This is a genomic window from Streptomyces pluripotens (genome assembly GCF_000802245.2).
Lineage (GTDB): Bacteria > Actinomycetota > Actinomycetes > Streptomycetales > Streptomycetaceae > Streptomyces > Streptomyces pluripotens.
The window spans coordinates 650,928-673,923 of the sequence record NZ_CP021080.1; the positions used below are offsets into that span (position 1 = coordinate 650,928).

The 22,996-nt window shown below is 70.9% G+C and carries 18 protein-coding genes and 5 pseudogenes; 15 read left to right on the top strand and 8 right to left on the bottom strand.

What is annotated here, in order from left to right; all coding sequences use genetic code 11:
* Window positions 1–105 precede the first annotated feature (105 nt).
* The gene (locus LK06_RS02780) at window positions 106–1,881 is read left to right on the top strand and encodes a non-ribosomal peptide synthetase (protein ID WP_039658258.1); all 1,776 of its coding nucleotides are present in this window, start codon (window positions 106–108) and stop codon (window positions 1,879–1,881) included.
* A complete protein-coding gene (locus LK06_RS02785; RefSeq protein WP_052270363.1) occupies window positions 1,881–3,404 on the top strand; it encodes a 4-hydroxyphenylacetate 3-hydroxylase family protein in 1,524 nt (507 codons plus the stop codon). Before LK06_RS02780 ends, LK06_RS02785 begins: the two co-directional genes overlap by 1 nt.
* 14 nt (window positions 3,405–3,418) lie before the next feature.
* On the opposite strand, the pseudogene LK06_RS02790 reads toward LK06_RS02785, so the two are convergent.
* From LK06_RS02790 to LK06_RS32970, 4 genes and pseudogenes are all read right to left on the bottom strand, one after another.
* Window positions 3,419–3,919, bottom strand: a pseudogene (locus tag LK06_RS02790) (helix-turn-helix domain-containing protein); the annotation flags it as partial.
* Window positions 3,920–3,929: 10 nt separating this feature from the next.
* Window positions 3,930–4,370, bottom strand: a pseudogene (locus tag LK06_RS02795) (helix-turn-helix domain-containing protein); the annotation flags it as partial.
* Between the two features lie 114 nt (window positions 4,371–4,484).
* A complete protein-coding gene (locus LK06_RS02800; RefSeq protein ID WP_086083040.1) occupies window positions 4,485–4,841 on the bottom strand; it encodes a hypothetical protein in 357 nt (118 codons plus the stop codon).
* Complete coding sequence (locus LK06_RS32970) at window positions 4,822–4,974, bottom strand: hypothetical protein (protein ID WP_159025267.1); 153 nt, start codon at window positions 4,972–4,974, stop codon at window positions 4,822–4,824. Before LK06_RS32970 ends, LK06_RS02800 begins: the two co-directional genes overlap by 20 nt.
* 15 nt (window positions 4,975–4,989) lie before the next feature.
* On the opposite strand from LK06_RS32970, the gene LK06_RS02805 reads away from it, so the two are divergent.
* The 7 genes and pseudogenes from LK06_RS02805 to mug all read left to right on the top strand — a co-directional run bounded on the left by LK06_RS02805 (window position 4,990) and on the right by mug (window position 13,218).
* A complete protein-coding gene (locus LK06_RS02805) occupies window positions 4,990–5,352 on the top strand; it encodes a hypothetical protein (protein ID WP_052318852.1) in 363 nt (120 codons plus the stop codon).
* A gap of 210 nt (window positions 5,353–5,562) precedes the next feature.
* A complete protein-coding gene (locus tag LK06_RS02810) occupies window positions 5,563–7,596 on the top strand; it encodes an ATP-binding cassette domain-containing protein (protein WP_052270020.1) in 2,034 nt (677 codons plus the stop codon).
* A gap of 68 nt (window positions 7,597–7,664) precedes the next feature.
* The gene (locus LK06_RS02815) at window positions 7,665–9,134 is read left to right on the top strand and encodes an NUDIX hydrolase (protein WP_043407654.1); all 1,470 of its coding nucleotides are present in this window, start codon (window positions 7,665–7,667) and stop codon (window positions 9,132–9,134) included.
* A gap of 91 nt (window positions 9,135–9,225) precedes the next feature.
* Window positions 9,226–10,266: a phosphotransferase enzyme family protein gene (locus LK06_RS02820; protein WP_267894059.1), complete on the top strand. Its 1,041-nt coding sequence runs from the start codon at window positions 9,226–9,228 to the stop codon at window positions 10,264–10,266.
* Window positions 10,253–10,954 (top strand): annotated as a pseudogene (locus tag LK06_RS33610) (MFS transporter); the annotation flags it as partial. The gene LK06_RS02820 and the pseudogene LK06_RS33610, both read left to right, overlap by 14 nt.
* 279 nt (window positions 10,955–11,233) lie before the next feature.
* Window positions 11,234–12,676, top strand: coding sequence for an adenylosuccinate lyase (purB, locus tag LK06_RS33615; protein ID WP_039654181.1), 1,443 nt, complete (start codon window positions 11,234–11,236; stop codon window positions 12,674–12,676).
* Window positions 12,673–13,218 (top strand): G/U mismatch-specific DNA glycosylase, encoded by a 546-nt coding sequence (mug, locus tag LK06_RS02830; RefSeq protein ID WP_039654073.1) that lies wholly within the window; start codon window positions 12,673–12,675, stop codon window positions 13,216–13,218. The genes purB and mug overlap by 4 nt, the downstream gene beginning before the upstream one ends.
* A gap of 68 nt (window positions 13,219–13,286) precedes the next feature.
* On the opposite strand, the gene LK06_RS02835 is transcribed toward mug, so the two are convergent.
* A complete protein-coding gene (locus LK06_RS02835; RefSeq protein ID WP_039654182.1) occupies window positions 13,287–13,727 on the bottom strand; it encodes a hypothetical protein in 441 nt (146 codons plus the stop codon).
* Window positions 13,728–14,154: 427 nt separating this feature from the next.
* Here LK06_RS02835 and LK06_RS02840 point away from each other — a divergent pair, with 427 nt between their 5' ends.
* Complete coding sequence (locus LK06_RS02840) at window positions 14,155–15,312, top strand: ROK family transcriptional regulator (protein ID WP_043407651.1); 1,158 nt, start codon at window positions 14,155–14,157, stop codon at window positions 15,310–15,312.
* A 219-nt stretch (window positions 15,313–15,531) separates the two neighbouring features.
* Here the strand turns inward: LK06_RS02840 and LK06_RS02845 are convergent, their stop codons facing one another.
* On the bottom strand, window positions 15,532–16,293 hold the full coding sequence (locus LK06_RS02845; protein WP_039654075.1) for a GntR family transcriptional regulator: 762 nt from the start codon (window positions 16,291–16,293) through the stop codon (window positions 15,532–15,534).
* A 315-nt stretch (window positions 16,294–16,608) separates the two neighbouring features.
* Window positions 16,609–16,860 (bottom strand): annotated as a pseudogene (locus LK06_RS02850) (sigma factor); the annotation flags it as partial.
* Window positions 16,861–17,020: 160 nt separating this feature from the next.
* On the opposite strand from LK06_RS02850, the gene LK06_RS02855 reads away from it, so the two are divergent.
* From LK06_RS02855 to LK06_RS02870, 4 genes and pseudogenes are all read left to right on the top strand, one after another.
* Window positions 17,021–17,674 (top strand): NADPH-dependent F420 reductase, encoded by a 654-nt coding sequence (locus LK06_RS02855; RefSeq protein WP_039654078.1) that lies wholly within the window; start codon window positions 17,021–17,023, stop codon window positions 17,672–17,674.
* A gap of 113 nt (window positions 17,675–17,787) precedes the next feature.
* Window positions 17,788–18,618: an alpha/beta fold hydrolase gene (locus LK06_RS02860; protein ID WP_039654080.1), complete on the top strand. Its 831-nt coding sequence runs from the start codon at window positions 17,788–17,790 to the stop codon at window positions 18,616–18,618.
* 388 nt (window positions 18,619–19,006) lie between these two features.
* Window positions 19,007–19,372 (top strand): annotated as a pseudogene (locus LK06_RS34190) (SWIM zinc finger family protein); the annotation flags it as partial.
* 224 nt (window positions 19,373–19,596) lie between these two features.
* Complete coding sequence (locus tag LK06_RS02870; RefSeq protein WP_234367343.1) at window positions 19,597–21,030, top strand: GNAT family N-acetyltransferase; 1,434 nt, start codon at window positions 19,597–19,599, stop codon at window positions 21,028–21,030.
* A 202-nt stretch (window positions 21,031–21,232) separates the two neighbouring features.
* Here the strand turns inward: LK06_RS02870 and LK06_RS02875 are convergent, their stop codons facing one another.
* Window positions 21,233–22,432 (bottom strand): trans-sulfuration enzyme family protein, encoded by a 1,200-nt coding sequence (locus LK06_RS02875; protein WP_039654081.1) that lies wholly within the window; start codon window positions 22,430–22,432, stop codon window positions 21,233–21,235.
* Window positions 22,433–22,492: 60 nt separating this feature from the next.
* Between LK06_RS02875 and LK06_RS02880 the strand changes: the two genes are divergently transcribed.
* A complete protein-coding gene (locus tag LK06_RS02880; RefSeq protein ID WP_039654082.1) occupies window positions 22,493–22,978 on the top strand; it encodes an Lrp/AsnC family transcriptional regulator in 486 nt (161 codons plus the stop codon).
* Window positions 22,979–22,996 lie beyond the last annotated feature (18 nt).

The following is a 22,996-nucleotide window of genomic DNA, read 5'->3' on the forward strand; positions in this document are numbered from 1 at the left end:
CCTGCGGCATGGTTATGAAGGAATGCAAGGAACCGGTCTCATGAATACGACGCGTGTTCCTTCATGACGACAGCCGAATACACAGAGCTATGCGGAGAGTCGCACATGACAGCCTTTTCTATTCCCGCCCGGTTCGCTGAGCAGGTCGCCAGGACGCCGCATGCGACAGCCGTGTCCGAGGCTGCGACCGGGGCCGCTCTGAGTTATCAGGAACTGGACCAGCGAGCCAACCGGCTCGCGCGTCGTCTGATCAGGCTCGGGGTCGGCCGCGAGGACCGGGTCGGGGTTCTGATGGAGCGGTCCGCCGATCTGGTGGTCGCGCTCCTTGCGATCCTCAAAGCCGGCGGGGTCTACCTGCCGGTCCACGAGGCCGACCCCGCCGACCGGCGGCAGTGGATCGTGGACCGCGCCCGCCCCATGCTGCTGCTCGTGGACGACGCGATGCGCGCGGCCGGCGTGCCCGACCGCGTACCGGTCGTCGCCGTGCACGACCCGGAGATCGCCGGGGAGCTGATCGACGACCCCCGGGTGCCGCTCCATCCCGATCAGTTGGCCTACGTGATCCACACGTCCGGTTCCACCGGCCAGCCCAAAGGCGTCGCGGTGACCCAGCGGGAAGTGGTGCGGCTCCTGGTAGATCCGCAGTGGGCCGTCGAACGGCACACCCGGGTGCTGCAGTTGGCGCCGTACGCCTTCGACGTGTCCGCGTACGAGATCTGGATGCCACTGCTGCACGGCGGCCAGGTGGTCGTCGCGCCCCCCGGTCGGTTGGAGCCCTCGGTCCTGCGTGAGCTGATCACGGAGTACGAGATCACCGGGCTCCACATGACCGCCGGCCTGTTCCGGGTGTTCGCCGAAGAGTCCCCGGCGACGCTGGTCGGCGTGCGCGAAGTGCTCACCGGCGGCGACGTGGTCTCGCCGGTGGCCGTCCGCCGGGTGCTCGCGGCCTGCCCCGACATCGTGATCCGCGCGCTGTACGGCGCGACGGAGGGAAGCGTGTTCTCGGCGCACTGTGTGATCACCCGCGACACGGAACTCGGCAAGGTCGTGCCGGTCGGCGACGTCTTCACCGGGATCCGCATCCACATCCTGGACGAGGGCCTTACGCCCGCGCCGGCCGGCGCCGTCGGCGAGATCTACCTCGCGGGCGAGGGCGTCGCCCGCGGTTACCTCGGCCAGCCCGACCTGACCGCCGAGCGATTCGTGGCCGACCCGTTCGGCCTGCCGGGATCGCGCATGTACCGGACCGGCGACATGGCCCGCCGGACCGCCGACGACGCGATCGAGTTCGTCGGCCGGGAAGACAGCCAGGTGAAGATCCTCGGCTTCCTGGTCGATCTGGCCGAGGTGGAGGCGGCGCTGGCCGACCATCCAGGGCTGACGCAAGTCGTCGTCCTGGCACGCGAGCGGGAAGACGGTAACAAGCAGCTGGTCTGCTACGTCGTAGCCGAGACGGGCACGGTCGACCTGGCGGCGGTACGCGCACACGCCAGGACGAAGCTCCCCGGCTACATGACGCCGGAGGCGTTCGTCCGACTCGACGCGCTGCCACTGACCGCCAACGGCAAGCTGGACCGCGAGGCAATGCCGGAACCGGACTTCGACCAGGTCGTCGCCTCCCGTACGCCGGAGACGCCACTCCAGCAGGAGCTGTGCGCGATGTTCAGCTCCCTGCTCGAGGTGCCCGACGTGGGGATCGACGACAGCTTCTTCGACCTCGGCGGCCAATCGCTGCAGGCGATCCGGCTGTGCAACCGGATCGGCGCCGCAGTCGGCGTCGGGGTCTCGGTGAACAAACTGTTCGACAACCCGACCGTGGCCGAGCTCGCGGCGTACATCGACGCCAACCGGGCCGCGTACCGGGCTACGGCGGCCTCCTGATGACGGGGCCGACCCGGCCGCTGACCGGTGCCGAGTACCTCGAAAGCATCCGTGACGACCGCGAGGTCTACATCTACGGAGAACGGGTGGCCGACGTCACCGGGCATCCGGCGTTCCGCAACCCGGCCCGGATGATCGCCCGGCTCTACGACGCGCTGCACGATCCGGAACACCGGGACGTGCTCACCACCCCCACGGACGCCGGCGGCCCCGGCGGCTTCACCCACCGCTTCTTCACCACGCCGCACAGCGCCGCCGATCTGGTCGCTGACCAGCAGGCCATCGCGGCGTGGTCCAGGCTGACCTACGGCTGGATGGGACGCAGCCCGGACTACAAGGCCTCGCTGCTCGGCACGCTCGGCGCGAACGCGGACTTCTACAACCCGTTCGCCGACAACGCGCGGCGCTGGTACCGCGAATCGCAGGAGAAGGTCCTGTACTGGAACCACGCCATCGTGAACCCGCCGGTGGACCGGCATCGGGCACCGGACCAGGTCGGCGACGTGTTCGTGCACGTCGAGCGGGAGACCGACAGCGGCGTGATCGTGAGCGGGGCAAAGGTCGTCGCGACGAACTCCGCGCTCACGCACTACAATTTCGTCGCCCACACCGGCCTGCCGGTCAAGGACCGCAAGTTCGCCATCTCGGCCACCGTACCCATGCACGCGCCCGGTCTGAAACTGATCTGCCGACAGTCCTACTCCGCCGCGGCGGAGGCGACCGGCAGCCCGTTCGACTACCCGCTGTCGTCCCGGCTGGACGAGAACGACTCCATCCTGGTCCTGGACAAGGTACTGATCCCGTGGGAGAACGTGTTCATCTACGGCGATGTCAACAAGGTCGGCATGTTCAGTGGGCACTCCGGGTTCGTCGAGCGGGCCATGTTCCACGGCAGCACGCGGCTCGCGGTGAAACTGGAGTTCATGGCCGGTCTACTGGCCAAGGCCTTGGACATCACCGGGGCCGCCGACTTCCACGGCGTCCAGACCAGGCTGGGCGAGGTGCTCGCCTGGCGGAACCTGTTCTGGGGGCTGTCAGACGCGGCGGCGCGGAACCCGGTGGAGTGGCGGGACGGCGCGGTGTTGCCGAACCCCGACTACGTCATGGCGTACCGGTGGTTCTCCCAGGTCGGCTACAACAGGGTCCGGGAGATCGTGCTGCAGGACGTCGCGAGCGGACTGATCTACCTGCCGTCCAGCGCGCAGGACTTCCGCAACGAGGAGATCCGGCCGTACCTGGACACCTACCTGCGCGGCTCGCACGGCGTCGAAGCCGTCGAGCGGGTGAAGGTGATGAAGCTGCTCTGGGACACGATCGGCACGGAGTTCGGTGGCCGGCACGACCTCTACGAGCGCAACTACTCCGGCAACCACGAGAACACCAGGATCGAGTTGCTGCGCGGCCAGATCGGCGATGGGAAAATGGACGGATACCGAGAGTTCGTCGACCGCTGCCTGGCCGAGTACGACCTCGACGGTTGGCGGGCACCCGACCTCGCGCCGGTTCGGATCCCCGCGCACTAAGGGTGCGCAGAGAATCAACAGGCTGGTTTGGTCTTCCTTGGCGGCTGGTTGCCGTACCTGTCGAGGTGGGCAGCGACGTCTGCTGGAGTGCGGAATCTGGCTGTTGACGGCGGGATCGTGGGGCCAGACTTGGCCAGGAGGGGTCGTACTTCCTGGACAGCGCGGGTGAGGGTGCTTCCGGTGACGCCGAAGAGCCGGGCGAGCAGATCGTGGGTACCGATCTTGCGAAGGTAGAGCACGGTGGCCAGGATCCGATCGGCGTCGGAGAGCTTGTGCTTGGCGCCCGCACCGCGTGCCCGGCGGCGTTCGCCGCCCCGTCGCTCGTGGCGGAGCCGCTCGCGCTGTTCAGCCAGCGCAGGGATCAAATCGTGGAGCACGGCGTCCATTTCAGGGACGGTCATGCCGGTCAGCTCCGGGTCCCGGAGTGTGCAGCCGTCGAGGTGGGCCGGTCCAGCAGCCGGCCGTGCGGTGGTCGCGACGGTCGCGGGGTCCGTCCGCGGGCCGGGAGCGGGCGGGACATCGGCCGGTTTTGGACGGCAGCGCCGGCGACAGCCACAGCACCTCGCCGTGCGGATCGGTGACCATCTGCACGTTCACCCCGTGCCGACGGTGCTTGGCCGAGTAGTCGGCGCGGCCGTCACCGAGGCGGTCGCACTCGGCCAGGGTGCCGTCGAGCAGGACAGACTCGGAGTCCGCCTCGCGCAGAGCGCGCAGCAGACCGGGCGCGCGGGCGGCCAGCAGATCGATGACGGCGGTGATGTAGGCGTGCGCGGTGCCGACCGAGATGCCAGACCCGGAGGCGATCTGTGCGAGTGGCTCGTGCTTGCGGAGGTACACCAGAGCGACCAGGGCACGCTGGTGCGGCGGGAGTTTGCAGCGGCGGTCACCCGCGCGGGTGACGATGAGTATCGTGAGCCACTCGATGAGCGCATGGGGCAGGCCGAGTGCGGCAGGATGAGGGACCAACAAGGCTCCTGTGCCGATGGGTTGAGACTTCGAACACCTCCCTCAACGGCGCGGGAGCCTTGTGCGTTGTGGCCACGGCGTCTGTCACCCGATCGGTGGCCACGCTGAAAGACCTCAGTGACCATCCCCACCGAGCAGCTGTCCCTGATCACCCCGGACCAGCCCGCGCACCGGCCGGCCGACGACGCCGTACGGCTGCTGCTGTTCAACGCCCAGCACGCCTCCCCCGAACGCTCCCGCCGCCAGGCCGCCTGGACCGCCGCCCAGGAGGACGCGGACACCGCCGTGTTCACCGAGGTGTCCTCCACCCACGGCGGCGACGCCCTCGTCACCGCGCTCGCCGAGCGCGGGTACGCCACCGTCACCGCCCCGCAGCCGCCCTCGCCGGACTACCGCACCGTCATCGCCTGCCGCACCGCCAGCGCCCGGCCGGTGCAGAGCCCCGTCACCGTCACCCCGCACCCCAGCCACCCGCGTCACCGTCGGCGGCCACGACATTGGCCTCCTCGGCCTCTACGTCCCCTCCCGCGGCCCCAAGGAGCAGCGCAACGTCGCCAAGCGCGCCTTCCAGGACGCGGTCACCGAGGCCCTGCCGAAGCTGCACTACGCCTTCCCGGACATGCCCGTCATCGTGGCCGGGGGCCTCAACGTCATCGAGCGCGGCCACCAGCCCCCGCACAAGGTGTTCGGCGCCTGGGAGTACGCCTTCTACGACTCCTTCCAAACAGCCGGTCTCACCGACGCCTTCCGCCGCCCCCACCCCGAGCGGGTCGCCCACTCCTGGTACGGGCGCAGCGGCAACGGCTTCCGCTTCGACCACCTCTTCGTCTTCACACCCCACGCCGACCGCGTCCTCGCCTGCGACTACCACCACCAGGCCCGCGAAGCGGGGCTGAGCGACCACGCGGTCATGACGCTGCACCTGGGCCTTACGTCCCCTTCGGCTCAGGAGGGAACGGCTTCATCTGCGACCACTTCCTGACCGCCTGCCGCTGCGGACTGAACGTCGGCGTTTCGGCCAACCCGACCCCGACCACGCGCTCATACGCGGCAAGGGTCGGTGCACTGCGCACCTTCGGAAATCCGCTGAATCACCGGGTGCACAACCCGTCCGAAAGGAACAGGTGCTCGAAATCCCGCGGCGTCGTTGAACATGCCGACACCACCACCACGTCCACGAGGGGGGAACACATTGACGTCAGTCGAACCAGGCAGCGGTGAGATCGCGAGCCCGCCGAAGACCGGAGCCACGGACAGCATCTCGGACGCCGAGCAGGAGCTGTACGGCGGCCGACTGCGCTACAACCAGTCCTATGTCCGCCATGAAGGCCCTTTGACCCGGCTGAAGTTCGGGCACATGGCGGCCGCGCTGCCGCGGATGGTGGGCATGGTGCTGCGCACCGGCTGGCAGGCGGACCGGCGGGCGCTCGCCGGTCTCGTGGCGGCGCAGCTCGGGCAGGGTGTGACGGCAGGGTGGGGGCTGGTGGCGGTCAACAGCGTGCTCACGCAGTTGTTCGCTGACGGTCCGACCGCGGACAAGCTCCGCGAGGCGCTGCCGTCGCTGGCGGTACTCGCGGTCGCGGCGGTGGCGACCGCGGTGCTGTCGGCGTGGTCGACGGCGATGTCGGGCCGGCTGGAGCCGCAGGTGGAGCGGGCGGTGTCCGCCCGGTACTACACGGCCGTCACTGGGGTGGAGGTGGAGGCGACCGAGCGGCCTGAGGTCCAGCGGGTTCTGGAGGCGGGGAAGTTCGGCACGGACTCGGCCCGCAGCATGCTGCGGCTGTCGGTCGGCGTCGGCAATGTGGTGATCGGCATGGTGGCGGCCGCGGTCGTTCTCGCGTCCCTGCACTGGGCATTGTTGCCGATGCTGCTGGCGATCGCCCTTCCCAAGGGGTGGGGCGCGGTCCGTTCCGCGCGCCGGGACTACCTGTCTCGGATGAACTGGGTCGACCACCGCAGGGCGATCGCGTCCCTGCTGGCCTATCTGACCCGCCCGCACGCCGCCGGTGAGCTCCGTGTGCACGCGGCCGGCACGAAGCTGCTGTCCAGCTATGAGGAGATGTCGCGGCAGACCGAAGCCGAGCAGCGGAGGCTGGCCCGGGCGCAGGCCTCGACGGATCTAGTCGCGGGCGCGTTCGCGGGTGTGGCGTCGCTGGCCTGCTACGGGGTGCTGTGGTGGCTGTTGTCGACCGGTGGTCTGCCACTGGCCGTCGGCGGGACCGCGGTGATCGCCATCCGTACGTCGACGGCGCGGCTGACGTCGTTGGTGCAGCAGGTCAACCGGCTGTATGAGGAGCTGCTGTTCCTCACTGACACCGAGGACGCGATCAAGGTGGCGGGTGAGAACGCGATCCCGCTCACGGGTGCGCCGCTGCCCACGCCGGTGCGGGAGGTGAGGACGGAAGAGGTCTCGTTCACCTATCCGGGTGCCGATGGTCCTTCCCTGAAGGGTGTGAGTGTGCGGGTGCCCCGGGGGAAGGTGACGGCCCTGGTGGGTGCGAACGGGTCGGGGAAGACCACGCTCACGAAGGTGCTGGCCGGGCTGCTGCTGCCCTCCGAGGGGGACGTGTGGTGGGTGGGCGGGTCGGGCGAGCGGGTGGAGCTGCGTGAGGCGGACCGCGCCCGGGTCTTCGCCGAGGTCGGGCTGCTGGCTCAGGACTTCCCGCGCTGGGAGATGACGGCGGCCGCGAACGTGGCCATCGGCGCCGGTGACCGTCCCCGGGACATGGACCGCGTCCGCAAGGCCGCCGGCGAGGCGGGGGTGCGCGAGTTGGTTGAGGGCCTGCCGCACGGCTGGGACTCGATCGTGTTCAAGGGCTACGAGCGCGGTGTTCAGCTCTCGGGTGGGCAGTGGCAGAAGCTGGGGTCCGCTCGCACCCGGTACCGGCAGGCGCCGTTCCTGCTGGTCGACGAGCCGACCAGCGCGCTTGATCCCCATGCGGAGATCGCTGCGTTCGAAGGACTGTGGTCCCTGGCCGAGGAAGGGCACGCGGTCGTGCTCGTCACCCACCGGCTCGCCGCGACCATGCACGCCGACCACATCTACGTCCTCGATCAGGGGTGTGTCGTCGAGGACGGCACCCACGAGGACCTGATGGCCCGCACGGGCGGCCTGTACCAGGGGATGTTCACCGTCCAGGCCGCCCAGTACGGGCTTACGCCGGTGGCCGACCCGGTTCCCCGGCCCCGCGGCACCCAGCCGTCCGGCCACGAGACGGCGAGCTGACCGACCAACGCGACTCCCCCAGCCGGCCCGCCACCCCGCCCCACGACACCGAAGGCGAGACGACACCCATGCCCCCCAGCTCCACCGCAGTCCGCAGGACCGTCGAGGCATACCTCCACCGGCACCCCGGCGAGCGCGACGCCCTGACCGGGCTGCTCGCCGCCCTGGACCGGCCCGTCGATGCGACCGCACGGACGACGCTGCCTGGGCACGTCACGTGCAGCGCCGTCGTCATCGACCGGCAGGGCCGGGTGCTGCACATCCGGCACCGGTCCACCGGCGGCCGCATGCTCACTCCCGGTGGCCACATCGAGCCCGCCGACCGCACACTGCTCGCCGCGGCGCTGCGCGAGGTGTCGGAGGAGGCAGGGATCCCGCCGGGTGCCCTGTGCCCGACCCGGCAGCTTCTCGGCTCTCCGATCGACATCGACGTCCACGACATCGCCGCCAACCTGTCCAAGGGTGAACCGGCCCACCGCCACTACGACGTCCGCTACGTCTTCTACCTCGCCGGGGAGGAGCCGCCGGCGATCGTGCTGCAGGACGAGGAGGTGTCCGGCGCCCAGTGGCTCCCGCAGCCGGAGGTCACCTCGCCGACTCTGCGCGCGAAGCTCCTCCAGGCGCGGCTGGACGGCTGGCCGGAGCCGGTGAAGGCCTCCGCTCTGATCCACGACGGGGCCGGCCGCTACCTGCTCCACTTGCGCGACCACAAGCCCGGCGTCATCTGGGAGTCGGGGGCGTTCGCCCTCCTCGGCGGCGGGCGTACGCACGACGACCAGAGCCTTGAGGGCACGCTGCTGCGGGAGCTGTCCGAGGAGGTGCCCGACCTCCGCCTCAAGGACCTCACGCCCTACGCCGTGGAGGCCGCCACCAGCATCGACGGCCTCAGCGTCCCAGGTCAGGTGTTCGCGGGCCGGTGGCGCGGCAGCCCCGAGCGGCTCCGGCTACACGAGGGGGTGCTGCTGCACTGGTTCACACCCGACAGGCTGGACCGGCTGCGGCTGAGCCCCGCCACCCACGCACTGATTCACCGGCACGCCGCCGAGAATCCTCTGGACGACGGCCAGGCCGTGGCTCCTTTCGTGTGGGACGGGGGCAGCCGGACCGTGCTGAACGGCATCGGGGTCCACCTCCACCTCGAAGACGACGAGGGCCGGGTGCTGCTCGGCCTGCGTCACCCCGATGCGAAGTTCGCGGGCGACACCTGGCATTACCTCGCCGGGCGGTGCGAGCAGGAGTCCGCCCTCGCGTGCCTGGTCCGCGAGGCGTGGGAGGAGGCGGGGCTGGTCATCGACCCCGCTGACGTCGAGCTTGCGCACGTCGTCCATGTCGTGGACACCCCAGGCAGCCTGCCCTTGATGCAGCTCGTCTTCCGAGCGCGCCGGTGGGAGGGCGCTCCGGAGGTCCGTGAGCCTGACAAGTGCCTGACCTGGAAGTGGTGGCCGGCGCGCGAGCTTCCGGACCGTCTCGTCTCCTACACCCGGAGGGCCATCAGCAGCATCGCCGAGGGCCGCGCGTTCTCGCAGATGGGCTGGTAAACGACGTGCCTACACCTACCAGCCGCAGGCCCGGGCCGGGCGCCCGGCCCGGCGCCGTCCGCAGGACTGCCCCGATGCCGGGGGTACCGAGATGAGCGGCGAGGCCGAGGCGATGGTCGTGGCCAGGCTCCTGGCGCTGCTGTACCGGATCACACCGGCGGCAGTCAGCCAGGGCCCGTCGGGAACGGCGACCCGCAACTACCTCGCCGAGGACCGTGAGGGCGGGCGGTGGTTCGTGAAGGCGTACCCGCCCGGCACTGATGTGGCCGAGGAGCGGCGGGCGCTGGCTCTGGGGGAGATGACCAGGCGGGGCGGGGTGCCGGTACCGGGCGTGCGGCGGACGGTGACCGGCGACGTGATCGCCTCAGCCGGAGGGCTGTCGGTGTCCGTGGCGCAGTACGTCGCGGATGCGCAGACCGCGGAGGGCGGTCTGTCCGGCGGCCGGTGGGCGTCAGTGGGTGAGACCGTGGGCCGGCTGCACCGGGTCCTGGCCTGCCACCCGGTCGGACCGCCGCGCCCTGTTGCGTCCCGCGCAGTGTGCGACGTCGCGCGGGCCGGGCGGCGGCTGGAGGAACTCCTCGCCCGCTGGTCCGCCGCGCCGCCGGCACCGGAAGGGTTCGCCGCCTGGTGCGCCCAGACCGCGGAGCAGCGTCGTGCCGCCCTTCCCGAGGTTGCGGCCCGCCTGGAGAAGCTGCCGGCCACCGTGATGACGCAGGTCGTGCACGGTGACCTTGCCTCGCCCAACCTGCTGCTGCGCGGCGAGGCGGTCGCCGCGGTGATCGACTTCCGGCCGCCGTCGCATCGCAGTGCCGCCTGGGAGCTCGGCCGGATCGTGCTGGACCCGCGCACCGTCCTGGCCCGCCCGGACGAATGGATCCCGGGCCTGGCCCGCGCGGTCGGTGCCTACCGGGCGGCGAACCCGCGGCTTCCGGCCGAGGACCTCCTCGCCGTGCCGCGGGTTGCCGCCGGGTACCTGGCCTGCTCGGTCTATCCCCTGTCCGAGCCGCTGAACGATCCCGCTGCGGTTACCCCGGCGCTGGAGGCGTACGGGCACGCCCGGCACGAGGCCGCGGGCGTGCTGTGGGAGCGCCTGGACGAAGCCGAGGAGGTGCTCCGTGATGTCCTGCGGTGAGACCCTCTCTGTCCCGGGCGCCTCGCTGTGGTGGCACCGGGACTTCCGCAGGTACCTGCCCGGCCAGACTGCGAGCGTGGCCGGCAGCTCGCTCACCCAGATGGCGCTGCCGGTGCTCGCCGTGCTCCACCTGGACGCCACGACCGCCCAGGTCGCGTGGCTGGCGTTCCTCGGACAGCTCCCTCACGCGCTGCTCGCCCTGCACGCCGGCGCGCTCGCCGACCGACACTCCAAGCGCCGGCAGATGATCACCGGTGACCTGATCAGTGCCGCGGTGCTCGCCACCGTGCCGGTGGCGGCCGCGCTGGGCACCCTGACCCTGACGCAGCTCATGATCGTCGCCGTGGTCCAGGGGGCAGCGAGCGCACTGCACGACACGGCGGCCATCAGCCTCCTGCGCAGCCTCGTCGACCAGCCCTTGATCCAGCGGAGCAACAGCCGCGTGGGCGCGCTGTTCGCAACCGCCGGAAGCCACCTCGGCGCCGCGCTGACCGCGCTGCTCGGCCCCGCCCGGGCGCTGATCGGCGACGTCGCCTCCTTTCTGGTCAGTGCCGGATGTACCGCCCGCATCCAGGCCCGCGAACCCGCCCCGCATCGACCGCGGGCCCGCCGGCTGGGTGAGGAGATCGGCGAAGGCCTGCGGTACGTGCGCGGCGATGAGCGGCTTCTGACCCTGACCCTGGTCAACGCCATGGTCATCGGGCACCATCGGCGAACGCGGCGATCACGTAAGTGCGGCAGCCACGTCTCCACGAGCGGCAAGGGCAAGCCGCACTCACCGAGCGGCAAGGCACGGTGTGCCCAAGAGGACGCGCCAGCCACCGAATCCCGACGGCGGCAAAACGGCCGTCTCGCACGTGTCTCACAGACCCACCGGAGAGCGCAGGTCCGAGTGCACGCGACCTGCGCTCTCCGGACTGTATGGACGTCCCGGAGCCCTCACGGACGCCGGGTAAACTCCGTACACGTGACTTCAGCGCCCGCCAAGCCCCGCATCCCCAACGTCCTCGCCGGACGCTACGCCTCGGCCGAACTCGCCACGCTCTGGTCCCCCGAGCAGAAGGTGAAGCTGGAGCGGCAGCTCTGGCTCGCCGTGCTGCGGGCCCAGAAGGACCTCGGCATCGAGGTGCCGGAGGGGGCGATCGCCGACTATGAACACGTCCTGGACACCGTCGACCTGGCCTCGATCGCCGAACGCGAGAAGGTCACCCGGCACGACGTGAAGGCGCGGATCGAGGAGTTCAACGACCTCGCCGGGCACGAGCACGTGCACAAGGGCATGACCTCCCGTGACCTCACGGAGAACGTCGAACAGCTACAGATCCGGCTCTCGCTGGAGCTGATGCGCGACCGTACGGTGGCCGTCCTGGCGCGCCTCGGCAGGCTCGCCGGGGAGTACGCGGAGCTGGTCATGGCCGGCCGCTCGCACAACGTGGCCGCGCAGGCCACCACCCTGGGCAAGCGCTTCGCGACCGCCGCCGACGAGCTGCTCGTCGCCCACGCCCGCCTCGAGGAGCTGCTGGACCGGTACCCGCTGCGGGGCATCAAGGGTCCGGTCGGTACCGCGCAGGACATGCTGGACCTGCTCGGTGGTGATGCCTCGAAGCTCGCCGAACTGGAGAACAGGGTCGCACGGCACCTCGGCTTCTCGCAGGCCCTCACCTCGGTGGGCCAGGTCTATCCGCGCTCACTGGACTACGAGGTCGTCACCGCGCTGGTGCAGCTGGCGGCGGCGCCGTCCTCTTTGGCCAAGACGATCCGTCTGATGGCCGGGCACGAACTGGTCACCGAGGGGTTCAAGCCGGGCCAGGTGGGCTCCTCGGCGATGCCGCACAAGATGAACACCCGCTCCTGCGAGCGCGTCAACGGCCTCATGGTGATCCTGCGCGGCTATGCGTCGATGACCGGCGAGCTTGCGGGCGACCAGTGGAACGAGGGCGACGTGTCCTGCTCGGTGGTGCGCCGGGTCGCACTACCGGACGCGTTCTTCGCGCTGGACGGTCTGCTGGAGACCTTCCTGACGGTCCTCGACGAATTCGGCGCGTTCCCCGCCGTCATCGCCCGTGAACTGGACCGTTACCTGCCCTTCCTGGCCACCACCAAGGTGCTGATGGGTGCCGTCCGGGCCGGTGTCGGCCGCGAGGTCGCGCACGAAGCGATCAAGGAGAACGCCGTGTCCACCGCGCTCGCGATGCGCGAGCAGGGCGCCGAGCGTAACGACCTGCTCGACAAGCTCGCCGCCGACGAGCGCCTGCCGCTCGACCGTGAGCAGCTTCAGGCCTTGATGGCCGACAAGCTGTCCTTCACCGGGGCCGCTGGCGACCAGGTCGGCGCGGTCATCGGCCGGATCGAGGAGATCGCCAAGCAACGCCCGGAGGCCGCCGGCTACACCCCTGGAGCGATCCTCTGACCCGTCTCACCAAGGCGGACTTGGAGGCCGCCCGCGACCGACTCGTCCCGGATGTGGTCACGGACGGCCTCCGGGTGCTCTTTTGCGGCATCAACCCGGGTTTGATGACGGCTGCGACCGGCCATCACTTCGCCCGCCCTGGCAACCGCTTCTGGCCGGTGCTGCACCTGTCGGGTTTCACCCCGCGACAGCTCGCCCCGGCCGAACAGCAGGAACTGCTGTCGTACGGGCTGGGCATCACGAACGTGGTGGCTCGGGCGACCGCACGGGCGGACGAGCTGACCGCCGAGGAGTACATCGCGGGCGGACGGCGGCTGACCGCAAAGGTGCGGCGACTTCAGCCGGGGTGGCTGGCCGTGGTCGGAGTGACCGCGTACCGTGCCGCGTTCGGCGCCCGCACAGCGCAAGTGGGGCCTCAGGAAGGGGGTATCGGCAACACCCGGATCTGGGTGCTGCCCAATCCCAGCGGGCTGAACGCGCACTGGACGGCGGCGACGATGGCAGCGGAGTTCGCGCGGCTGCGCACGGCGACGGAGGCTTGAGGGCCGACCCTTGAGGAATCGGGCGGCCCCGGCGCCGGGAGGCCGTACGGGTGGGCGCGGGGCCCTGCTCAGGGCGGTGCCGCCGTGGTGACTATGGCCAGCAACTGGAAGGGAAGTTCGCCGTCCCACTGGGAGACGCCCAGGGCCACCCACCGCCCCGGGTCAACCCGCCACAGGTGTACGTCGGGTACGTGCGAGGCGAGCGTCCCCCATGGCTGAGCCGTCTCCTCTCCTTCCATGCCCCGCTGGAACACGCTGAACAGGCTGAAGACGTCCGCTGGTCCCCATCGCTCGGCGAGCCGCTCGCCCAGGGCGTCCCGGTCGGCCTCGTACTGCGCCTCCGCCTCGGCCCGTTCGGTGCCGTCGTCCTCGAAGAAGTCGCCGCTGGTCTGTAATTCGGCTATCAGGAACCCCGGCCCGCCCGTACCAGTGTCCGTCCTGCACCGATGCGCGGGGAACTCCTCGGTGCACAGCAGGTCGATCAGGGCCAGGCACTTCGCGATGTCCATGCGGTCCAGTAAAGCGCGCACCACTGACATCTGGCGGCCCGTCAGGCACCTCCTCCGACCGGGACTCCATGCACCCGTCCAACACCGTGCCGGTCCGGCAACACGCCCGGCCGCGTCCCTGCCCGGGCGGGCGGGCCGACGTGGGTCGGCGTGACGCGTTGCCCACGTCCGGAGGCAGCAGGACCCACCCGGCGTGCTGCCTCCCTACTGCTGTGCCGCTGGGTCCTCGGGCCTGCCACGGACGGCAGCACGGCAGCCGTACCAGCCGACCGGACGGCAGCACGCCCGCCCGGCTTCGCCGAGCCGGGCCACGCCGCCGGACCGGGCTGACCCGCCGTCGCCGGCCGGGGCGGAGCCCGGTGCTCGCCGGGGCCCGCCGGGGCGAGTACGATCCGGCCAACACGCCCGCAACCTGGAGGGACGGACGGTGGGGCAGCTGACCGGCGGTGACCCCTCGCTGCTGCGAAGGATCAATTCCGCGGTGGTGCTGCACGCACTGCGTGCTGCGGACTGCGCGACGCTCACCGAGATCACCCGGGTCACCGGGCTGTCCCGGCCTACTGTCGAAGGCGTCGTGGAAGGGCTCACCGAGGCAGGGCTCGTCGTGGAGACGGCGGCGGACGAGGGTACGGCACGCCGCCAGGGGCGGCCCGCCCGCCGGTTCAGGTTCCGGGCTGAGGCAGGACATCTGCTGGGTCTGGAGATCGGGCCACACCGGGTCGCGGCACTCCTGTCCGACCTGGATGGGCGGGTGCTGGGCGCACAAGCCAAGGAGGTCGACGTGACCGACCCGGCGGACGAGCGGCTCGACCGGCTGCGCGGTGTGGTCGCCGAACTGCTGCGACGGGCCGGGATCGCACGCAGTTCGCTACGCGCGGTCGGGGTGGGCACGCCGGGCATCGTGGAGGCGGACGGCACGGTACGGCTGGGCACGGCCCTGCCCCAGTGGACGGGCCTGCGGCTGGGTGACCGCCTCAGCCGCTCTTTCAAGTGCCCGGTGCTGGTGGAGAACGACGCCAACGCGGCCGTCGTCGCCGAGCACTGGAAGGGCGCCGCGAGGGAGTCGGACGACGTGGTGTTCGTGCTGGCCGGGCTGAGCCCCGGGGCGGGCTCGCTGATCGGCGGACGGCTGCACCGCGGCTACGGCGGGGCGGCTGGGGAGATCGGCGCGCTGCATCTGCTCGGCCGGGAGGTGACCCCGGAGACTCTGCTGTCCACCACTGACGAACCCCTGCACCCGCTGGACGAACAAGCGGTCGCCGAGGTGTTCGCGCTGGCTCGGGGGGGCGACCAGCGGGCGCGCGCGGCCGTCGAACGGTTCATCCAGCGGCTCGTACACGACGTGGCCGCGCTGGTGTTGGCGCTCGATCCGGAGCTGGTCGTGATCGGTGGCTGGGCATCCGGTCTCGACGGCGTCTTGGAACCGCTGCGCCGCGAACTGGCGCGCTACTGTCTGCGCCCGCCCCAGGTGACGCTGTCGCTGCTGGGCGAGGCGGCCGTGGCCACGGGCGCGCTGCGGCTCGCCCTGGACCACGTCGAGGCGCAGTTGTTCGCTGTGGAGGGCACGGCGACGGCACGGCGCTGATCGGATCCGGTCCGGGGCACCGCTCCGGTCCCGGCTGCAGCTTCCGTCATCAAAGCGCAGCCCCTCGACCTGCTCGGCAGGAGCCCGTTTCCTCTCCGCCCTGAAGAGCGGAACGTCTACGGAGGAACCGGATGGCCTCCACGGCACGGGCTGCCGCCGCGCCACGGCAGCCCCGCCGTCAGAACACAGAGGTCACAGAGGTCACAGACGTCACAGGGGTCAGGAGGCCTGCTGCTCGGGGTCGTGGTGTATCTCCACTCCGGCCGGGTCGCCAAAGGTCAGTCGGCAGGTGTCGGCGCGGTATGTGGCGACGGACACTGCGGCGGTGCGGCCCTGGGCGAAGAAGCGGGTGGTGACGACGAGGACGGGCGAGCCGGGGAGCCGGTCGAGTTCCTTGGCGTCGTCCGCACGCGCGGAGCCCAGCTCGACGGCGCGGTCCTGCCCCTCCAGTGTCAGGTGCTGCAGTTCGCGTAGCACCGCACGCGCGCGTGCAGCGCCGGAGGGGGCGTCGATCGCGGTGAGGTCGGGCACCGCCGCCGCCAGGATGTAGAGAAGTTCGGTGGCGACGCGCTGGCCGTGGGACATGCGGGACCGGCGCACCGTGTGGACGGGCTCGTCCGTGCTGCATTCCAGCGCCGCGGCTACCACCGCAGGCGGTGTCGCCAGGACACTGTCAACGGACTGCCAGACGTCTCCGCTGGCCCCCGGCCAGGCGTGCTGCTCGGTGCCTACGGCCACGCCGACGCGTGGGGGTGCGACGGTGGTGCCGACGCCGCGTCGTCGCTGCAGTCGGCCCTCCAGTTCAAGCTGCTCCAGAGCCTGGCGCAGCGTCGCACGGGCCACGCCGAAGCGGGCGGCGAGCTCGCGCTCATTGGGCAGGATCTCACCGACCGAGAACTCGGAGTCCAATGCCTCACTGAGAACGGTCTTGAGATGCCAGTACTTCGGTTCCGGCACCGATTCCAGCTGCGTGGTCCCCACCCTGTCCTCCGCAAGAGCCGTGGTCCGGCGGTTTTGGCGCCCTTGTTTATTAAAGGTTGTTGCACTTATCTGCGACCATAGGGCGGCCATCACCCTTGGTCAAGACCAATCCTCGATCCCTTAGGCACTGCACAGGCGGTTCGCCGCGGACCGTTCACGAGGCGTTCGCAAGTGGTGCCGTTCATGACATCGCAGCAAAGCCCACGCAGCCCCAGCGAAGCCCCGGCAGTCCGAGGCCGGCGGGCATGATGCCGGAGTCGGCACTCTGTGGAAATTTGCGCGGGTTGTGCATGATGCAGACGGCATTGCAGCCGTCTACGACGTCCAGCTGGCACAGGGTGTCGGGCTGGGGACCGGACCAGAGAGGTGGGTCTCGCCACGTGCCCGTACCTGGCGCAGCCAGTCCATGGCCAGACGGGTGATGACGCGCACCAGATGGACGCACGGTTCGCGGACCGCCACGCGATCGGCAGCACCTGTCCAGCGTAGCCAGGCGTCCTGGACCACGCCCTCAGCGTCCGTGACGCGAACGAGCACGCGGGAGGCAACGTACGTGAGCAGGAGCCGGTGTTCTTCGACGACGTCGCTCGCGAGGTCGGCTGCCGCCTCCCCATCCCACCCGACACGACGGCGGGGTGTCCTCCTGCAATGGACGCCTCCGGGAGACGACTCGGATCACAATGGCCGCGGACCGCCGACGGGCGGCGACTAGCGATCTGGAGGGCCGATGCGTTACGCGGTACTGGGCACGGGCGAGGTGGGCCGCACGCTGGGTGGCAGACTGCTGGAGCTGGGGCACGAAGTGACCCTCGGATCCCGCTCCAAGGACAACCCGGTGGCCCACGAGTGGGCCACGGCCGCGGCGGGCCGGGCCCACGCGGGGAACTTCGCGGACGCGGCCGCAGCCGCCGAGGTGGTGATCAACGCAGTCGGCGGCCGGGTGGCACTCCAAGCGCTGGAGGCGGCGGGCGGGGAGCACCTCGACGGCAAGATCGTGGTGGACGTGTCCAATCCCCTGGCCATCGAGGACGGGGAGCTGCGCCTGGACCCCGTGGAGTCGGACAGCGTGGGCGAGCGCATTCAGCGGGCCTTCCCGCGCGCACGCGTGGTGAAGACGCTGAACACCGTCAACTGCCAGGTGATGACGGAGCCGGGACGGGTGCCGGGCGAACACAACGTGTTCGTGTGCGGCGAGGACGCCGAAGCCAAGGAGCAGGTCATCGTGATGCTTGGGGAGTTCGGCTGGCCGGCGCAACGGGTGTGGGACCTGGGCGGCATCCGGTCGGCGCGCGCGGTGGAGATGTATCTGCCACTGTGGCTCGGACTGTTCCGGCGGATCGGGAACGCGGACTTCAACATCGAAGTGCGGCGGGCCCATTGAGGAGACCACGCACGCCCTGCGGGCGCCGGCCTCCGTCACACGGGGGACTACCCGGCGGTAGCAATTGCTGACAAGCTGTCTACGGCGTCCGTCAGCACCCAGAGGAGCACTCCATGTCCGCCACCGTCTCCTTCAAGGTCCCCACCCCACACGGCCCGAAGGACGTGACCGTGTCCTACGCGCGCGTGGGGCACGGTGAACCGCTGGTCCTGCTGCACGGCATCGGCCACCACCGGCAGGCCTGGGACCCGGTCGTGGACATCCTCGCCACCGAACGCGATGTGATCGCCCTCGACCTCCCCGGCTTCGGGGCCTCCCCCGCCCTACCGAACGGCCTCTCCTACGACCTGCCCACCACCGACTCCGTGCTCGGCGCCCTGTTCGAGGCGCTCGACCTCGACCGTCCGCACATAGCCGGCAACTCGCTGGGCGGCCTGCTCGCCCTGGAACTCGGCCGGGAGAAGCTCGTACGCTCCGTCACGGCCCTGTCCCCGGCTGGCTTCTGGACGCAGGCCGAGCGCCGGTACGCCTTCGCGGTGCTGCTCGCCATGCGGGGCATCGCACAGCGCCTCCCGCTGCCGCTGGTGGAACGCCTGAGCCGCACCGCGGCCGGCCGCACCGCGCTGACCAGCACCATCTACGGCCGTCCGACGCGTCGGGCCCCAAAAGCCGTGGTCGCCGAGACGCTGGCCCTCGCGGGAGCCACCGGTTTCGACGCGACGCTGCGCGCGGGCACCACCGTCCAATTCACCGACGACCTGCCGGGCCTGCCGGTCACGGTGGCGTGGGGCACCCGGGACCGGCTCCTGGTCCGGCGCCAGGGCATCCGGGCCAAGCGGATCATCCCGCAGGCGCGACTGGTGCAGTTGCCCGGCTGCGGCCACTGCCCGATGAACGACGACCCGGCGCTGGTCGCACGGGTCATCCTGGACTGCAGCCGCTGATCCGTACGGCGGAGTCGGAGAACCGGTCGACCGGCGGGCCGGTTTCCGGACGGTCCGACTCGCAGCCGGTCACACAGCACGGACACCGAACCTGTCTGGGGGCTCGTCTGCGGGCCACTGACGCCTGGTGCGTCTCCCGCCGACGTGCCGGGCGGCAGCGTGCTGTTCACACCGGGCCGCGGCCGGCCGGGGTGGCCCGCTGACACCGGTGGGGCCCTGGTACGCCTCGGGCACATCGCGGATCCCGTACTCTTCACATCGTGCCGCGCGCCGGCGTCATCCCCCGGAGCGCGGCCGGCGAATCCTGCGGTCCGTGGGCAGTTCGACGCCGCGCCTGCAGCAGCTTCCACAGGTTGAGTTGATTGTCGGTCGCCTCTACGGTCCTCCCATGACGCGATCCCTGCGGGCCGTGGCCTGTCGCCGGTCCTCCGCACTGAAGTCCGCCGCTGGCAGGCGCTACCTGGGAGCGAAATCTCCCGGGGTACGACACCCATGGGTGTCGAGGACCATTCGCGTTTCTTCACAGGTTTTCTGACCCCGCCCCACATGGCAGCCGCCGGGCTGCTCGCGGTGGCCCAGGTGCGGTCGCACGGTACGACCAGTCGCAACTGCGCGCCTCGCTCGCCCCGGTGGTGACGGGCAACGGCGACCGGGTGGACTTCGAGCCCTTCTTCGGTTGGGGCGGGTGTACGCGCGCCTGGACGTGCTCACCCCAGGCCCGGATGGCAGTGCGGTGCATCACGGCACGACGAACACCGCCCGGGTCATCGGCCGCAGCTCCCCTCGACGCCTGCACGGCCCGGGCCCATAGACGCCTGCACGGCCCGACTGCTGCCCGAGCGCAGCACCACGGACCACCGGCCCCCAGCGATAGTAGAAAAGGCAATAAATAGGGCGGAGCATGCTTTTACCCATCAGTCACAAACCGTTCGTGATCACGCAACACCCTGCCGCCACTGTGGCTGCATGACTCCAGACATGTCTGATGTGACCCGGGCGAGACACGGTCGCCCCGTGCACCACTGGCGGCGGGATATGGTCGAGCTCGCCGCGCTCTTCACCGCCGTCGCCGTGGCGGACGGGGTGGCGAACCTGATCGGGCACGGGCCCGACGGCCCGGCCCTGCTGGTGATCTCGGCGATCGTGCTGGCAGCGACGGCCGGCTTCCACGCCTGGTGGGCGCGCCGACACGGGCACGCGCCACCAGCCAGCGATACCAGCGCCCGGTCGGCCGCCGGAACGCCGCCGACCGGGCCCGCGCCCACCGGCATCCCCATGGACCGCGCGGCTGGTGCGAGCGTGCTGTGGCGGATGCGGACGACGGTGAAGGACGAGCCGGGTTCGCTGGCCGCACTGTGCATGGTGCTTGCCGAGCAGCGAGTCGACATTCTCAGCCTGCAGACGCATCCGCTGGCCGACGGCACCGTGGACGAGTTCCTGCTCCGGGCGCCCGCAGCACTGCCTGCGGCCGAGATCTCCCGCGCGGCGGCACTGGCCGGAGGTACGTCCACCTGGATCGAACGCGCCGACGCTCACGATCTGGTCGACGCCCCCACCCGGGTACTCGGCCTGGCTGCACGCACGGCACTGGACGCCGCCGAACTGCCGCTAGCCCTGCGCCAGCTCCTGGGCCGTTGCACGATCCGCTCACTGCCCGGCACACCGGCCGGTGGGGGACGTGGTCCGGAGCCCGTGCCGGTCGAGGGCCTGCTGGAGGACACCGTCATCCGGCTGCGGGCGCCGGAGGGTGGTGTGCTCACCGTGGAGCGGCCGTATCTGCCCTTCACGCCGACCGAGTTCGCGCGGGCCCGGGCGCTGGTGGAACTGGACGGCCGGCTCGGTCCCCGGGTTCCGAGCAGCCACGATGTGCTGACGCTGGCCGCGGGCGACGACATCACCGTGCGCCGGGTCGGTACCGCGGATCTTGCCGCGGCGAAGGCGATGCACGAGCGCTGCTCCCCGCGCACCCTCGGTATGCGTTACCACGGCCCGGTCGGCGACGCGGACCGCTATCTGAAGCACTTGCTCAGCCCTCGCTTCGGGCGGACGCTGGCCGCGCAGACCGCCTCGGGCCGCATCGTCGGCCTCGGGCACCTGCTGTGGGACGGGGACGAGACCGAGGTCGCACTGTTGATCGAGGACGATTGGCAGCGGCGTGGCATCGGCGCCGAACTACTCGGCCGCCTGGTGACGATGGCGGTGGAAGCCGGCTGCGAGAGTGTGTACGCCGTGACGCAGGCCTCCAACACGGGGATGGTAGCTGCGATGCGCGGCCTCGGGCTGCCCCTGGACTACCAGGTCGAGGAGGGCACGCTGGTCATCACGGCCCGGCTGGACGCCACCCCGGTCGCCTCCCGTCCGCCGCATGACGGCGGTCTGCGGCGGCTTGGCGGTCCGACCCACCGGGACTGACTGCGACCCACACCAACACGCGGAGAACCCGCGGGCGGCCCGGCGGCGGGACACCGGACCGTCCGCGGTCGACACCAAGGAGGCGGGCCCGACACGGCGACGCTGAGTCACGGCCGGGCGCACGCCCAACCGGGGTGTCGGCGTCCGGCGGCGCCCGCCGCCGACGCCCCGGCCGCCAGTAGCGCCCGTGCCGGTCAGCCCGTCATCCCCGGACCTCCTGAAGTGGGACCGGCGTACCCACGTACTCCCCCAGGGCGGTGTCCAGGTCTGCCCACAGGTCGTCGACGTCTTCCAGGCCCACCGACAGCCGCAGCAGTCGGTCGCTCACCCCGGCACCGCGCCGGTCGTCGGCGTCGACGATCCGGTGACTGATGGACGCAGGGTGCTGGATGAGCGTGTCCACGCTGCCCAAGCTCACCGCGGGGGTGACGAGACGGACCCGGGAGATGATCTCGTGCGGGTCGCCGTGCACCTCGAAAGCGATCATCGCGCCGCCGATCCGCGGATAGTGCACCCGGGCCACGCGCGGGTCGGCGGTGAGGCGGCGGGCCAGTTCGGCGGCGTTCGCGGAGGCGGCCCGCACCCGCACCGGCAGGGTGGAGAGCCCGCGCAGCAGCAGGTAGCCCGCCAGTGGATGCAGGACACCCCCCGTGGCGAACCGTATCTGCCGCAGTCGGCCCGCGAACTCCTCGTCGCAGGCGACCACCCCGGCCAGCACATCGCCGTGACCGCCGAGGTACTTGGTGGCGCTGTGCAGCACCAGCCGTGCGCCCTGTTCGACCGGTCGTTGCAGCACCGGCGTGGCGAACGTGTTGTCGGCGAGCAGCGGAACCGAGCCACAGGCATGGGCCACGGCCCGCAGGTCCAGTTCGGCGAGCGTCGGGTTGGCCGGGGACTCGACCATCACCAGACCGGTGTCCGGGCGCAGCGCATCGGCGATGCCTGCCGGATCGGTCCAGGTGACCTCGGTGCCGAGCAGTCCGGCGGTCAGGAGATGATCGCTACAGCCGTACAGGGGGCGTACAGCCACGACATGCCGTAGGCCTGTGGCGGAGCGGGCGAGGAGGACCGCGCTGAGCGCGGCCATGCCACTGGCGAAGGCGACCGCCGACTCGGTGCCTTCCAAACGGGCGAGTGCGGTCTCGAAGCGGGAGACGGTGGGATTGCCGAGGCGGCCGTAGACGGGCGGCCCGGACGGGTCGGCGCCGTCGGTGGCGAAGGCGTCGATGCGGGCGGCCTCGGCGCGGCTGTCGTAGGAGGGGTAGGTGGTGGACAGATCGATCGGCGGGGCGTGCAGGCCCTGACGGGCGAGATCGTCGCGGCCGGCGTGTACGGCCTCGGTGGCCAGGGCTCTCGAAGCGGTGCGTACGTCGTCGTAGGCACCGGTGCTCGCTGCGTCCATGGGCGGAAGAGTGAATATCGAACGGTTCACCGGAGCCCGACACCGTGCTACGTTCGGCCAATGGCTGAATCTGTCGTACTGGATCCGGTGGATCTGCATCTACTCCGGCTGCTGCAGAACGACGCCCGGACCACCTACCGCGATCTCGCCGCACAGGTCGGTGTGGCGCCGTCGACCTGCCTGGATCGGGTGACCCGGCTGCGCCGCTCGGGCGTGATCCTGGGGCACCAGCTGCGACTCGATCCGGCCAAGCTGGGGCGCGGGCTCCAGGCGCTGCTGTCGGTGCAGGTCCGGCCACACCGGCGGGAACTGGTGGGGCCGTTCGTGGAGCGGATCCGCGCGCTGCCGGAGGCTCGGACGGTGTTCCATCTGACCGGACCGGACGACTACCTGGTGCATGTCACTGTCGCGGACATGGCGGACCTGCAGCGGCTGGTACTGGACGAGTTCACCTCACAGCGGGAGGTGGCCCGGGTGGAGACCCGGCTGATCTTCCAGCAGTGGGAGTGCGGACCACTGCTGCCTCCCGGCCACGCCCAGAGCTGAATCCCCCATACCCGGTGA

What these genes read in the sequence shown, in the direction of transcription:
- LK06_RS02780 (WP_039658258.1), top strand. Translation starts at nt 106, where the DNA reads ATGACAGCCTTTTCTATTCCCGCCCGGTTCGCTGAGCAGGTCGCCAGG.
- LK06_RS02785 (WP_052270363.1), top strand. Translation starts at nt 1,881, where the DNA reads ATGACGGGGCCGACCCGGCCGCTGACCGGTGCCGAGTACCTCGAAAGC.
- LK06_RS02805 (WP_052318852.1), top strand. Translation starts at nt 4,990, where the DNA reads ATGCCCGTCATCGTGGCCGGGGGCCTCAACGTCATCGAGCGCGGCCAC.
- LK06_RS02815 (WP_043407654.1), top strand. Translation starts at nt 7,665, where the DNA reads ATGCCCCCCAGCTCCACCGCAGTCCGCAGGACCGTCGAGGCATACCTC.
- LK06_RS02820 (WP_267894059.1), top strand. Translation starts at nt 9,226, where the DNA reads ATGAGCGGCGAGGCCGAGGCGATGGTCGTGGCCAGGCTCCTGGCGCTG.
- LK06_RS02835 (WP_039654182.1), bottom strand. Translation starts at nt 13,727, where the DNA reads ATGGACATCGCGAAGTGCCTGGCCCTGATCGACCTGCTGTGCACCGAG.
- LK06_RS02855 (WP_039654078.1), top strand. Translation starts at nt 17,021, where the DNA reads ATGCGTTACGCGGTACTGGGCACGGGCGAGGTGGGCCGCACGCTGGGT.
- LK06_RS02860 (WP_039654080.1), top strand. Translation starts at nt 17,788, where the DNA reads ATGTCCGCCACCGTCTCCTTCAAGGTCCCCACCCCACACGGCCCGAAG.
- LK06_RS02870 (WP_234367343.1), top strand. Translation starts at nt 19,597, where the DNA reads ATGTCTGATGTGACCCGGGCGAGACACGGTCGCCCCGTGCACCACTGG.
- LK06_RS02875 (WP_039654081.1), bottom strand. Translation starts at nt 22,432, where the DNA reads ATGGACGCAGCGAGCACCGGTGCCTACGACGACGTACGCACCGCTTCG.
- LK06_RS02880 (WP_039654082.1), top strand. Translation starts at nt 22,493, where the DNA reads ATGGCTGAATCTGTCGTACTGGATCCGGTGGATCTGCATCTACTCCGG.